The sequence below is a fragment of the Geomonas paludis genome, from assembly GCF_014193585.1.
In the GTDB taxonomy this organism is placed as follows: domain Bacteria; phylum Desulfobacterota; class Desulfuromonadia; order Geobacterales; family Geobacteraceae; genus Geomonas; species Geomonas paludis.
Genome location: NZ_BLXY01000001.1, coordinates 467,835 through 480,123, shown reverse-complemented (window position 1 = coordinate 480,123; position 12,289 = coordinate 467,835). Strand labels below are relative to the sequence as shown.

10 protein-coding genes are annotated in these 12,289 nt (G+C 60.1%); 6 read left to right on the top strand and 4 right to left on the bottom strand.

The genetic code is table 11. The features are described 5' to 3' along the window. Positions 1–55: 55 nt before the first annotated feature. Positions 56–1,657 (bottom strand): restriction endonuclease subunit S, encoded by a 1,602-nt coding sequence (locus H7687_RS02075; RefSeq protein ID WP_183344584.1) that lies wholly within the window; start codon positions 1,655–1,657, stop codon positions 56–58. Then, positions 1,654–4,428 (bottom strand): type I restriction endonuclease subunit R, encoded by a 2,775-nt coding sequence (locus tag H7687_RS02070; RefSeq protein ID WP_183344582.1) that lies wholly within the window; start codon positions 4,426–4,428, stop codon positions 1,654–1,656. The genes H7687_RS02075 and H7687_RS02070 overlap by 4 nt, the downstream gene beginning before the upstream one ends. Before the next feature lie 373 nt (positions 4,429–4,801). Here H7687_RS02070 and H7687_RS21805 point away from each other — a divergent pair, with 373 nt between their 5' ends. From H7687_RS21805 to H7687_RS22175, 4 genes are all read left to right on the top strand, one after another. After that, the gene (locus H7687_RS21805; RefSeq protein WP_198424601.1) at positions 4,802–4,945 is read left to right on the top strand and encodes a hypothetical protein; all 144 of its coding nucleotides are present in this window, start codon (positions 4,802–4,804) and stop codon (positions 4,943–4,945) included. Between the two features lie 277 nt (positions 4,946–5,222). Continuing rightward, on the top strand, positions 5,223–5,399 hold the full coding sequence (locus tag H7687_RS02060; RefSeq protein ID WP_183344580.1) for a hypothetical protein: 177 nt from the start codon (positions 5,223–5,225) through the stop codon (positions 5,397–5,399). A gap of 208 nt (positions 5,400–5,607) precedes the next feature. Next, the gene (locus H7687_RS02055) at positions 5,608–5,796 is read left to right on the top strand and encodes a hypothetical protein (RefSeq protein ID WP_183344578.1); all 189 of its coding nucleotides are present in this window, start codon (positions 5,608–5,610) and stop codon (positions 5,794–5,796) included. Continuing rightward, positions 5,753–6,103, top strand: coding sequence for a type II toxin-antitoxin system RelE/ParE family toxin (locus H7687_RS22175; protein ID WP_183344576.1), 351 nt, complete (start codon positions 5,753–5,755; stop codon positions 6,101–6,103). The genes H7687_RS02055 and H7687_RS22175 overlap by 44 nt, the downstream gene beginning before the upstream one ends. A gap of 62 nt (positions 6,104–6,165) precedes the next feature. Here the strand turns inward: H7687_RS22175 and glmS are convergent, their stop codons facing one another. Both glmS and glmU read right to left on the bottom strand, forming a co-directional pair. Next, entirely contained in the window at positions 6,166–7,995 is a 1,830-nt protein-coding gene (gene glmS / locus H7687_RS02045; protein WP_183344574.1) for a glutamine--fructose-6-phosphate transaminase (isomerizing), read from the bottom strand. A gap of 89 nt (positions 7,996–8,084) precedes the next feature. Next, entirely contained in the window at positions 8,085–9,458 is a 1,374-nt protein-coding gene (gene glmU / locus H7687_RS02040; protein ID WP_183344572.1) for a bifunctional UDP-N-acetylglucosamine diphosphorylase/glucosamine-1-phosphate N-acetyltransferase GlmU, read from the bottom strand. 154 nt (positions 9,459–9,612) lie between these two features. Here glmU and H7687_RS02035 point away from each other — a divergent pair, with 154 nt between their 5' ends. Both H7687_RS02035 and H7687_RS02030 read left to right on the top strand, forming a co-directional pair. Then, entirely contained in the window at positions 9,613–10,176 is a 564-nt protein-coding gene (locus H7687_RS02035) for an MXAN_5187 C-terminal domain-containing protein (protein ID WP_183344571.1), read from the top strand. Further along, the gene (locus H7687_RS02030; protein WP_183344568.1) at positions 10,173–12,017 is read left to right on the top strand and encodes a B12-binding domain-containing radical SAM protein; all 1,845 of its coding nucleotides are present in this window, start codon (positions 10,173–10,175) and stop codon (positions 12,015–12,017) included. Before H7687_RS02035 ends, H7687_RS02030 begins: the two co-directional genes overlap by 4 nt. Positions 12,018–12,289: the final 272 nt, after the last annotated feature.

Sequence of the window (12,289 nt, the reverse complement as noted above, 5' to 3'; positions counted from 1 at the left end):
TTACGACTGTCCACTCACCCTCTCCCTCCGGGAGAGGGCCGGGGTGAGGGTGTCGCTATAGGCGCGACTTCTTCTTCGTGGCAGCGCCCTCACCCGCCCTTCGGGCACCCTCCCCCAGAGGGGGAGGGGTTTTGGGCTTTCTCTTGAGCTTCTGCGTCGCCCGCTCCACACGTATCCGCTCCAGCAGCACGCTGGCAGGTTCATCGTTCGGGTCCTGCGGCACGAGTTGTCCGGAGAAGGCGGCTTTGAGGATGTTTTTACGCTGGGCAATACACATTTGCCCTAGGGAGATTAGCTCTTTATCTACACATTCTGACTGGCAACAGGCGCTCTGTAACCGCTCTACGATCTCTTCTTGTTCATCAAGCGAAGGAATGGGTACTGCGATTGTGGAAAAGCGCCCAAGGCTGACCTTCTTTTGCGCTACGCCTTGAGTTATTGGCAGAACTTGCAACTTCCCAACTAAGGAATTTATTGCTGCTGCTAAAAAATGAGGCTTAATAAGATCATCATTAGCTCTTACCTTAATACAGTCAGCTGTTATGATTGCCGGTGGCTGGTCAGCAGGATAGACATCTGCATCACCTGGTGGCTCTCCCATTTTTGTGATGAGAACATCGCCAGCCTCTACAGAATGACTTCTTAGCTCTAGCGCTTTAGATACTGAAACAAACTTAGTGAAATTGCCACCGTAGTTCTTGGATCTAATATTCCTGACAAAGATCAGAGGAACTCCCTGATCACTGTAATCAGACACTTTTAAATTAGAACCGAAAGGGCCTATTGCTAGGCTGTAAGGTGCGTCTGATGCTAATTGCTGGATACTGGCCCACACCCACCCTTCCGGTAATTCCGGCAGATTCGCCGTATCGGGTTCAACCGGCTCGGGGTACTTTTCCTTCCAGCCTTTGGGCGGCTTCTTACCCTGTTCGTTGAACTTCGCGAGTTGCTTTTCTTCCCACCGGCGGCGGCGCTCGGCCAGGATGCGCTCCAGCAGTTGCTCCCCTGTCTCCGCAATCCCGCCCCGCTTCTCCCGCTCAGCCCGCCAACCAGCAGTCAGCTCCCCCTCGACCGCAGCTTTCAACAGTGATTGCCGATACTGAATGAGCTTTCGCTGCGCCACCTTTAATTCAGCAACTCCGGCATCAAGATCAGACAGTAGCTCTTCTATCTTTTCGACTATGCGATCCTGACATGCCAGCGGTGCTAACGGGATTAGCGCGTCATTGAGCTTCCGCAAAGTTAAACGTGTTATGGCAACACCAGCGACGTCGGCGAGCATCTTCTCGCGTGTCTGGGGTTCCTGAAGAGCGTAAAGCAGATATTTAGCACGCACCGCCGGGCCAGGGCGGAGAACACCCACACTGGACAAAAGCGAAAACTCTTCCTCCAAAGGATTTAAGGCGACTCGCCCTGTCGTGGCCCCATCTTTTACATATAAGACGTCACCTTTCCTAACATCACACCGTGAAAAGATTTCTCGATGAGTCTTCTGATCGACGTATGTCACATTTGTTAAATCTAGTCCCCACGGCTTAATGTTTTTAGCCGTGATGTATTTGAAATCGCCGCTGCTGCCATTGAGAGGTGAATGATGTGTTCCATCCGTGATTTTTGTACAAACCTCACCAAGCCTTACAAACTGCCATTCACTCACGCAATCAACTCCTCATTCATCTCATCCATCACCGAGTCCAACCCCTCCCCGAAAAGCCCCCATGCCTTCTGCAGTCCACCTTTATCGGCGAACTCGGCGTAGTCGAAATCATCCCGCTCGATGCAGCAACTGGCGGCGATGTGATCCTTCATCATCCTCAGCCACTCGGTCTGCTCCGGCGTGAAGGCGGTGGTGCGCTGGGCGTTGTGGCGGAAGATCCATTCCTGGAACCGCTTGTCCACCTGGTCGGCGAAGGGCCGCAGTTCGTTCTCCAACCCCAGCGCGAACCGCACCAGTGCGACCAGATCGGTCATCTGGCGCCTGGTGTCGCTACCCTTTACCGCGGTCTGCCGCACACGTGCGTAGGCGCTCCAGAGCTTTTCTGTGGTAAGCATCAGGGGGGGACGCGAGAGGACGTCGTGCAGTTCCTCAATCATCTGAAAGGTGAGCCGACGACGCTGGTACGGCTGCTGATAGAAAAAGGAAAGAGCCGCTATCTCATCTTTGTGCGTCGCTATGTAGTCGGTGAAAAGCTGGATGGTGTTTTTGGCCGCCGCTTCGGCCTGCGCACTGTAGCCGCTGAAGGTGACCTCGTCAAGGTTGATGTGATCTATCACCTGTTCACGCTCGCGGCGCACCGCCTCGATAACCTCGCGCACCTTCGGGTTGTCGAAAGGCGCACAGGCCGCGGCGACACGGAGGTTGCGCGCTGCAAGCACCTCGGCCTCAGTCAGCGTCTCTTCCGTCCGTTCGAGCCCCCGTTCCCGAGCCTTCTCGATGGCGGTCCCGAGAACCTGGTCCGGGTCGACCGCCTCCAGGAGCCCCTTGGCCAGCTTCGGCAAAGGCACGCCGCCCGCCGTCTTGGCGACGCGCTCCAGCGCCTTGTCATCGAGCTGCTTGCTGAGCCGCACCAGGCGGTTGGCGAGGCTCAGCACGGTGTCGTCGTCGCGCAGTCCGAGCGCCACCCCTTGCAGCAGGTCCTTCAGCGGCAGCGTCGGCTTGCGCTCCAGCGGCCGGCTCTCTGTTTTGAGCGATTTCTCCACCCCGACGGCGTCGATGAGCACGAAACGTATCTTCGCGCTGTCGGCGGATTGGCTTACCCGCCGCAGGTCCTCGAAACCGAGGCTGCGCACTCCGCGCCCCTTCATCTGCTCGTAGTAGTTCCTGCTGCGCACGTCCCGCATGAAAAGAAGCACTTCCAGCGGCTTCACGTCGGTCCCGGTAGCGATCATGTCCACCGTCACCGCGATGCGAGGGTTGTAGTCGTTGCGGAAGCTGGACAGGATGCTGTCCGGGTCCTCGTCGGCGTTGTAGGTTACCTTCTTGCAGAACGCGTTGCCCTGGCCGTACACCTCCCGGACGATGTTGATGATGTCGTCGGCGTGGCTGTCGGTCTTGGCGAAGATCAGCGTCTTCGGTACCTCCCGGCGCGTCGGGAATATCCGCGTCTCCACGGCGGTCTTCATGGTCTCGATCACTTTGCGGATCTGGCTCTTGTTGACGACGGAGCGGTCCAACTCCTTCCCGGTGTAAACCGTGTCCTCGTCGAGCTGCCCCCAGCGCTTCCTCCTCGTCAGGCGGTCACGGTGATCCACCCATTCGCTGGCGCGCAGGGCACCCCCCTTGCGGGTCACCTTGGTCTCGATCTCATAGACGTCGTACCCGACGTTGACCCCATCGGCGACGGAGCGCTCATAGGAATACTCGGCAACCACGTTCTCGTCGAAAAACCCGAAGGTCCGTTTGTCCGGCGTGGCGGTCAGGCCGATCAGGAAAGCGTCGAAATAGTCCAGCACCTGCTTCCATAGGTTATAGATGGACCGGTGACACTCGTCGACGATGATGAAGTCGAATGTCTCAACCGGAATCGCTGGATTGTACACCACCAGCTTCTCCTGCTTTTCGGTCTGCACCAGTTCGTTTAAGGAAATGTCCTCTGCCGATTCGTCCAGCGGCTCTCCTCTGAGCATCGAGTACAGGCGTTGAATCGTGGAAATACAGACTTGGGCATGGGGATCGAGGCTCGCGCTGGTGAGCCTTTGCACATTGTAGAGTTCGGTGAACTTGCGGGGGTCGTCCGGCGGCGTGTACGCATGAAATTCCTGATGCGCCTGCTTCCCAAGGTTGCGGGTATCCACCAGGAAAAGGATCCGCCTCGCCCCGGCGTATTTCAGCAGGCGGTAAACGGAGGTGATCGCGGTGAAGGTCTTGCCCGCTCCGGTCGCCATCTGCACCAGCGCGCGCGGCCTGTTTTGAGCCAGGGATTTCTCGAGACCTCTCACCGCATCCACCTGGCACTCACGCAGGTTCCTGGTCTGGAGTTCCGGCATCTGCTCGGCGAGGCGGCGCCGCAGCGTCTCCCGTTGCTCGATCCACTCGGCGAGGAGTTCGGGGCGATGAAAATGGAACACTTCGCGCGAGCGGGGCGCTGGATCGCGCGCCTCGGTGAACCTGCTCACCTGGCCGGTGCTCTCGTACAGAAAAGGGAGGGGGTCGGTGTTCAGGCACCACTTCAGGGAACTTTTCGCGTACCGTTCGGTCTGCTCTTCAACGAAGGTCAGGATGGTGTTGTCCGGTTTCGCCTCGATCACCCCGACCGGCTGCCGGTTCACAAAGAGCAGATAATCGGCGGGGCCTGTGTCGGTCGGATACTCCCTGACGACGACACCCACACCGGCGCCGAGGTTGGCCTGCCTGAAATCCTGGATTATCCAGCCGGCATCCTCGAGTTTGCGATCGATCTGTACCCTTGCTTTTGCTTCAGGCGTCATAACAGTGCCTCGGCTGTGGAGATTGTGAATCGGCTGCCGGTAACCGTGGAACGATCGCATTAAAATACACAAAAAAGAAATGGGCCGCTATCACTTAATTGCGGCCCATCCGATTTCTCTGCTATGAAGCCTTTCGACGCCACATCGGCAAGTCCTTCCGGTTCTCAGGGAATCACACGCTATCTGCTTTACTGCGCCATTGTGGAGTTTTACAGCATGGCTGAAGAGGCTGATCACAATACGGGGCTAAAAAATTGCTATCGGGGATTCGTTTATCATCGTAACGACGCCTAAAGGTTGTTCCCGCCATTGCAGTCGCTGAAGCTTCGGTTACAATCAACATCCATCAAAACGACACAAAGGAGGCGCATGCATGTCTGAATTCTACAAGTACTTCAAACAGAATATGGATGCCCTTAATCTTCCGGCCCCTGAAAGCATTTTCGGTACAGTACAGTCGGCAGTGGCTAATACTACAGTCATAGTAAGCTATATTGAGAAGTTGGAAAGAATGTAACTGTCATAGAACTTATGAAATTAGGCACAAAGCTGGAGTGGCTTAGCAGCATCGGTGCCTGTTCAGTAGCTTACTATGCTGGGGCAGTCATTGGCAGTATCGCTGTTGCCACTGGCCGATCACTTGCAGGCGGAGTAACTATCGCTGACGTTCTCTTCACAGCTCAGAGATACGGCCTAAGCCGACCATGGCTCATTCCAATATTTTACAGGTACCCTGGAATCTACGATGCTAATTCCATTGCAAGAGACATGTATCGATATCAGGCGGTGATGGTATGAAGGATAACATCATTCTCCTTGTCACAGCAGCGATAGCGGCCCTCCTCGCTTGGGCGTTCTGGCGTTTCCTGGGCCAGCATGCATTCAGCGTGATTTCCACCTTAGCGTTGTTAATTGTTACGGCCGACAACCTGAGATTACGGCGCAAGCTGAAGTCAACTCTGCAGCGTTGAGCAAAAGCATGAGTAGACTTTCATTCACACTCTTCCCCGGCAATGGCTTCGTTTCATCTCGGAAGCACTTAAGAGACTCGTCAAAAGCTGCTTCCGGCTGCCTACACTGTTCTCCTGGAGGCTCCAAAGGTCTCGCTCAAAATTCCGGCGTGACTAAGATAGCGGAATACGGTATATCATGTGAGGCGCTAGCTATCGGAGGTGGCCCATGCACATTACCAAAGCAAAACTTGAAACTTTCCTTGAAGACCTTCCGGAGCAGGTAGACACCGAGGAAGTCATGTATCGCCTCTACCTCCTCGAAAAAATCGAGGCTGGCGAGACCGATATCGCTGAAGGCCGATCTCTGTCCCATGCTGAGGCAGTACAAAGGCTTAAGCGCAAATGGCAACAGTAACCTGGTCAGAGAAATCTCTTTCAGACCTGAGGAGATTTTCGACTACATCGCCCTCGACTCACCATTTTATGCGCAACACCAAGTCACCAAGGTGATTGCTGCTGTGGACCGGCTAGCCAGCTTTCCCACCTCCGGCCGTCCCCTCCCCGAGTTTCCCACATCCCCTCTCCGCGAAGTCATAGTAGACCCGTACCGCATCGTCTACCGCACCTCAGAGGATGAAGTTTTCATTCTCGCAGTCATTCATGGCAAGAGACTCCTCAAGGAAGAAGTCTTACAACCACCTGGATCCCCAATATCTCAGTAGCGGGCACAAAAAGGGGAGACAGCGTGAGCTGTCTCCCCTTGATGCTTTCACTGCGGCACGGTCTATTCGACGGTGACGCTCTTGGCGAGGTTCCTCGGCTGGTCGACGTCGGTCCCTTTCAGGACGGCGACGTGGTAGGCCAAAAGCTGCATCGGGATGGAGATGATGATCGGCATCACTTCCTCGCCGTCCTCCGGGATCTCCAGCGCGACCTCGACCTTGTCGGCCACCTCGGCGTCTCCCTTGGAGCAGACCGCGATGACGCGGCCGCCGCGGGCGATGACCTCTTCCATGTTGGAGAACACCTTCTCGTAGGTCGCCCCCTTGGGCACCAGCACCACGACGGGCATGTGCTCGTCGATGAGCGCGATGGGCCCGTGCTTCATCTCGCCGGCGGCGTACCCCTCGGCATGGATGTAGGAGATCTCCTTCAGCTTGAGCGCGCCTTCCAGCGCGATCGGGTAGTTCATGCCGCGGCCTAAGTACAGGAAATCGCGGGCGGCGAGGTAGTTCCGGGCCACCTTTTCCACCTGCTCGTTCAGCTTCAGGGCCTCTTCCATGAGCGCCGGGACGCGCACGATGGCGGAGATGAGCTTTCTCCCCTGCTCCTGGTCCATCTTGCCGCGGGAGCGTCCCAGGCGGATGGTGAACAGGTAGAGGGCGATCAACTGGGTCACGAAGGCCTTGGTGGAGGCGACGCCGATCTCGGGGCCGGCATGGGTGTAGATGACGCCGTCGGCCTCGCGGGCGATGGAGGAATCGACCACGTTGCAGATGGCGACGCACTTGCCGCCACGGCGCCTGGACTCGCGCATGGCGGCCAGGGTGTCGGCGGTCTCGCCGGACTGGGAGATCAGCATCACCAGGGTGTTCTCGTCGATGACCGGGTTCCTGTAGCGGAACTCGGAGGCGATGTCCACCTCGACCGGAACGCGGCAGTGCTCCTCGATCAGGAACTTGCCCACCAGGGCGGCGTGCCAGGAGGTGCCGCAGGCGATGATGCAGATGCGGTTGATCCCCTGCAGGTCGGCGTCGGTGAGGGCCAGGTCCTCGAGGTAGACGTCACCCTGCTCCTCGCGCAGGCGGCCGGCGATGGTGTCGCGCACGGCGCGGGGCTGCTCGAAGATCTCCTTGAGCATGAAGTGCTTGTAGCCCCCCTTCTCGGCCATGTGCGGAGACCAGTCGATGTGGCGCGGGGTCTTCTCCAGCTTGTCGCCCTCAACGTTGCTGAACTCGGCGCTCCCCCCCTTGAACACCACCATCTCGCCGTCCTCCATGAAGATCATGGAGCGGGTGTGGGAGAGGATGGCCGGTATGTCGGAGGCGACGTAGAATTCACCTTCACCGAGTCCGACCACCATGGGGGCGCCGTGCTTGGCCGCGATCAGTTTCTCCGGCTCGCTCTCGCTCACGATGCAGATGGCGTAGGCCCCTTTCAGGATGCTCAACGCCCGGCGCACCGCCGCCTCGAAGCTGCCGCTTTCCTTCATGTACCGTTCGATCAGGTGCGCGATGACCTCGGTGTCGGTCTCGCTCTTGAAGACGTGCCCCTGCGCCTTGAGCCCCTCGCGCAGCTGCAGGTAGTTCTCGATGATGCCGTTGTGCACCACCACGATGGGACCGGCCTGGTGCGGGTGCGCGTTGATCTCCGAGGGGCGGCCGTGGGTGGCCCAGCGGGTGTGGCCGATGCCGACCGTGCCGCTCACCGGGCTGGTGGCCAGGAGCTTCTCCAGGTTGGAAAGCTTGCCTTCGCTACGCCTGATGCTCGCCTTGCCACCGCTGATGGTGCAGATGCCGGCGGAGTCGTAGCCCCGGTACTCGAGCCTTCTCAGCCCTTCGATGATGATGGAGGTGGCTTCCTGCCGCCCGGTGAATCCAACGATACCGCACATGTATGACTCCGTTTCGTCGATTTGTTAATTAATAACGTGGCTATCCGCCAAGACGGTACAGGATACCATCTTGGCCGGATACGGGACAGTTATTTTTTCCTGAGGGTCCACCCTTCCTTGTTCACCTGGGGCGACCGGGCGATGGCCAGGGAGTCCGCGGGGACGTCCTTGGTGACCGTCGTGCCCGCCGCGATCAGGGAATTCTTCCCGACCGTGACCGGGGCCACCAGTTGCACGTCGCTCCCCACGAAGACGCCGTCCTCGATCACGGTCTTGTGTTTTCTCACCCCGTCGTAGTTGCAGGTGATGGTGCCGCAGCCGATGTTGACGTCGCGCCCGATGGTGGCGTCGCCTAAGTAGGTGAGGTGCGAGGCCTTGGACCCTTCCCCCATGAAGGCCTTCTTGGTCTCCACGAAGTTGCCGATCTTCACCTGGGCCGAGAGCACGGTGCCGGGGCGCAGGTGCGCCATGGGCCCGATGGCGGCCTCGCGGCCCACCTTGGAATCTTCCAGCACGCTCCCCGCCTTCACCACCACGTCGTCGGCGATGTCGCACTCCTCGATCAGCGCGTTCTGGCCTATCGTGCAGCGCTCGCCGATCACGGTGTTCCCCTTGATGACGGCGCCCGGGTAGACCACGCTGTCGCGGCCGATCTTGACGCCGCCGTCGATGTAGACCACGGCGGGATCGATCATGGTGACGCCGGAGAGCATCAGCTCGCGGTTGATGCGCCGGCGCAGCACCGCTGCCGCCTCGGCCATCTGGGCGCGGTCGTTGACGCCGGAGATCTCCTGGGCATCGGCTACCGGGTAGCTGCGGCAGGCGAGCCCGCGGGCGTTGGCCTGGCGCACCACGTCGGTCAGGTAGTATTCCTTCTGGGCGTTGTCGTTGTCCAGCTTCTGCACCGCCTCGGCGAGGAAGGCGCGGTCGACGCAGTAGACGCCGGCGTTCACCTCGCGGATCTGGCGCTCGGCTTCGGTGGCGTCCTTCTGCTCGGTGATGGCGACCACCTTGCCGTCCGCGTCCTTGACGATGCGGCCGTAGCCGAAGGGGTTGTCGAAGGTTGCCGTCATCACCGTCACGCAGGCCTTGCTCTGCTGGTGGGCGTCGAGCATGCCGCGCAGGCTGTCCGCAGTGAGCAGCGGTGTGTCGCCGCAGAGGATGAGCACGGTCTCCGCCGCCGCGTCGATCTCGGGCATGGCGCAGCGCACCGCGTGCCCGGTCCCCAGTTGCTCGGCCTGCAGCGCGAAGCCGACCTCGGCGCGGCCTTTAAAGTAGTCCCGCACCTTCTCCTGCTGGTGCCCCACCACCAGGACGCACCGCTCGACCCCCGCGGCGAACGCGGCGGCAACGGGCCACTCTATCATGGGCGGGCCGGCCACCGGGTGCATCACCTTGACCAGGTCCGACTTCATCCTGGTCCCCATGCCGGCTGCCAGCACTATTGCAGCTATCTTCTTCATTGGTAGTCCCCCTTGCCGCTGAGCAAATTGCTCTTTTTTAACAATAATGCCTGGGTAGGTCAAGCTGTTTCACGCCCGACTTCCGCGCCTCCGTCGCGCTTTTTATCGTTTACTAAACCGTGACTTATCGCTATAGTCCTGCGGTGGAGGTTTCATGGGCGTCGCCGAGGACATAGCCAAGCTGGAGCTTGACCTGCGCGAACTTGTCATCAAGTACGAGCAGTACTTCTTCGGTATCGAGAAGCGGGAGCCGCTGCGCCTGCTGGACGCGGTGGAGCGCGCCGTGAGACGCTACCAGAACGTCAGCATCCCCAACACCAGCCAGAGGTTCAAGTACGACTCCCTGGTGGCCACGCTGAGCGTGCACAAGCAGAAGTGGACCCGCACCAACCGCCTCATCGAGGAGGGGAAGTTTCAACGGGACCGCTTCCGCATGTCGCTGCACCAGGCCGAAAAGGCCGAAAAGGGTGGCAAGGCCGCGGCAACGCCGCCGCCCCCCAGCCACGACCCCCAGATCGATGCCGTCTTCCAGCAGTACGTCAACGCGCGTCTGGCCTGCAATCTCCCCGTCGACAACGTCACCAGGGAAAAGGTGGCCGAGGCGATCAACCGGCAAAAGCCCGTCCTGATGCAGAAGTACGGTTGCCGCGACGTGGATTTCGTCGTGGTGATCGAGGGGGGCAAACCCTCCCTGAAAGCACGCCCCAAGACTACATGAAAGTTTCCCTGATCGCCATCCATCCCCACCCTTCTCCGCAAGCGGTGCCGTTGGCCTGCGCGTTTTTGCAGGAGGCGCTCCTCGCGGACCCCGCGCTGCAAGAGATCGTCAAGCCGCGGATCGCCGAGTTCTTCCTGCACGACGACCCCGCCCGCTGCGCCGCCGACATCGCCCGCAACGCGCCCGACCTGGTCGCCTTCTCCGTCTACGTCTGGAGCCGCGACCATGCCGTTGCCGTGGCGCGGTCGCTGCGCGCGCTGCTGCCGGGCGTGGTCCTGTGCGCCGGCGGCGCCGAGCCGACCGCCAACCCGGACGGCCTGCTGGACGAGGGGGTGTTCGACTTCCTGGTCCGGGGCGAGGGGGAAGCCTCTTTGGTGCAGGCGGTCCGCGTGCTCGCTTCGGGCGGGAAACCGGCGGGCGTACCCGGCATCGTGCTGCCGGGAGAAACGGCGACCCTCCCCTCCCCGCTGCAGTTGGACACCATCCCCTCACCGTACCTGTCCGGCCGGCTCGATCCGACCGTCGCCGGCGGCGCCCTGTGGCAGCTCTCGCGCGGCTGTGACTTCGCCTGCTCCTTCTGCTTCGACCACAAGGGAAGCGGTGGCGTGCGCCGCTTCTCCATGGAGCGCATCGAGGCGGAACTGCGCCTGTTCGCGCGGCTCAAGATCCCCCAGGTCTTCGTCCTCGACTCGACCTTCAACAAGGACGTCAAGAGGGCGAAGGAGATCCTGCGCCTGATCCGGAAAGCGGCCCCCGATATCCACTTCCACTTCGAGGTACGCAGCGAGTTCATCGACGCCGAAATGGCGGAGCTGTTCGCCTCGATCACCTGCTCGCTGCAGATCGGCCTGCAGAGCGCCGACGCCGCCGTACTGCGCGGGGTCGGACGCGGCTTCGACCGCGACGACTTCGTCAACCGCGCCTTCCTCTTGAACCAAAGCGGCGCGATCTTCGGCTTCGACCTCATCTACGGACTCCCGGGGGACACGCCCGAGCTGTTCCGCGCCTCGCTCGACTTCGCCCTCTCCCTGTACCCGAACCACCTGGACATCTTCCCCCTGGCCGTCCTTCCGGGCACCAGGCTGTACGGCAAGGCGCCCACCCTGGGACTGCAGCACCTGGACGCGCCGCCGTACACGGTGCAGGCCACACCCGGCTACACGCCGGAACAGCTGCGCCAGGCCGGCAGGCTCGCCGCCGCCTGCGACGTCTTTTACAGCCGGGGCAAGGCGGTGGCGTGGTTCAACTCGGTGGTCGCCGCACTCAAGCTCACCCCGAGCGACTTCCTGACCGCCTTCGCCGCGTTCCTGGGAGAGCGCGGGGAGGCGGACATCGCCGAAGGGGAAATCTGGGGGCTGCAGAGAAGCTTCCTGGAAAAGATCTTTACCCGGAGGAAAAAGGCGAAGCTGCTGCCGCTGGCGCTCGACCTCGCCGACTACCACCACCACTACGCCGCGGCGCTGATGGCGACCCCGCCCGCGCCCCCGTCGCCCAAGCAGCTGCGCAAGCTCGACCCGCTCAAGCAGCCGCTTGCCCTTGCCAGCAGCACCACCCTGGCACGCTTCAACTACGAGGTGCTGGAGATCCTGGACGCCGGTGAACCCGACCTCGCCGAATTCACCGCCTGCTTCAGGCCCACGGGATCCTGCGCCATCATCTACCCCGCCCACGGCGAAGTCTGCACCGAATCGGTTTCCCCGCACTATTTCGAGCTGTTGCAGGCGCTGGACGGAAAACGTGACGGAAAAAACGTGTGCCACAGGATCGGTGTTCCCGAGGAGGAGGGGCGCGAGTTCCTGGAGTTCGCGGTCACCGAAGGAATAGTTGAGTTGGTTATGTGACTTACCGTCTAATGGGACTTCGTTAGTCTCATTGAAAACCACCCTCTCCCACCCCCGCTTCACATTTCGTATACACTACCCTCTCTCATCTTTTTATTCTGACATTGCGCGACAGCATATTGCGTTTACTTAATCAATGTGATGTTAGGCAATTTTATCTCCCCATAACTCGTGCATGTGATGTCCGCCTGTTGCAGCGCCCACGTTAGTTTTTACCCATTCCACAGAGGCAGGTCGAACATCTGTTTGATAGAGCGGAAGCGGGATAGCGA

Bases quoted from the DNA above. Each gene is read 5' to 3' on its own strand.
- H7687_RS02060 (WP_183344580.1), top strand. From the start codon at position 5,223: ATGAAGGATAACATCATTCTCCTTGTCACAGCAGCGATAGCGGCCCTC.
- H7687_RS02030 (WP_183344568.1), top strand. From the start codon at position 10,173: ATGAAAGTTTCCCTGATCGCCATCCATCCCCACCCTTCTCCGCAAGCG.
- H7687_RS21805 (WP_198424601.1), top strand. From the start codon at position 4,802: ATGTCTGAATTCTACAAGTACTTCAAACAGAATATGGATGCCCTTAAT.
- H7687_RS02055 (WP_183344578.1), top strand. From the start codon at position 5,608: ATGCACATTACCAAAGCAAAACTTGAAACTTTCCTTGAAGACCTTCCG.
- H7687_RS22175 (WP_183344576.1), top strand. From the start codon at position 5,753: ATGCTGAGGCAGTACAAAGGCTTAAGCGCAAATGGCAACAGTAACCTG.
- H7687_RS02035 (WP_183344571.1), top strand. From the start codon at position 9,613: ATGGGCGTCGCCGAGGACATAGCCAAGCTGGAGCTTGACCTGCGCGAA.
- glmS (WP_183344574.1), bottom strand. From the start codon at position 7,995: ATGTGCGGTATCGTTGGATTCACCGGGCGGCAGGAAGCCACCTCCATC.
- glmU (WP_183344572.1), bottom strand. From the start codon at position 9,458: ATGAAGAAGATAGCTGCAATAGTGCTGGCAGCCGGCATGGGGACCAGG.
- H7687_RS02070 (WP_183344582.1), bottom strand. From the start codon at position 4,428: ATGACGCCTGAAGCAAAAGCAAGGGTACAGATCGATCGCAAACTCGAG.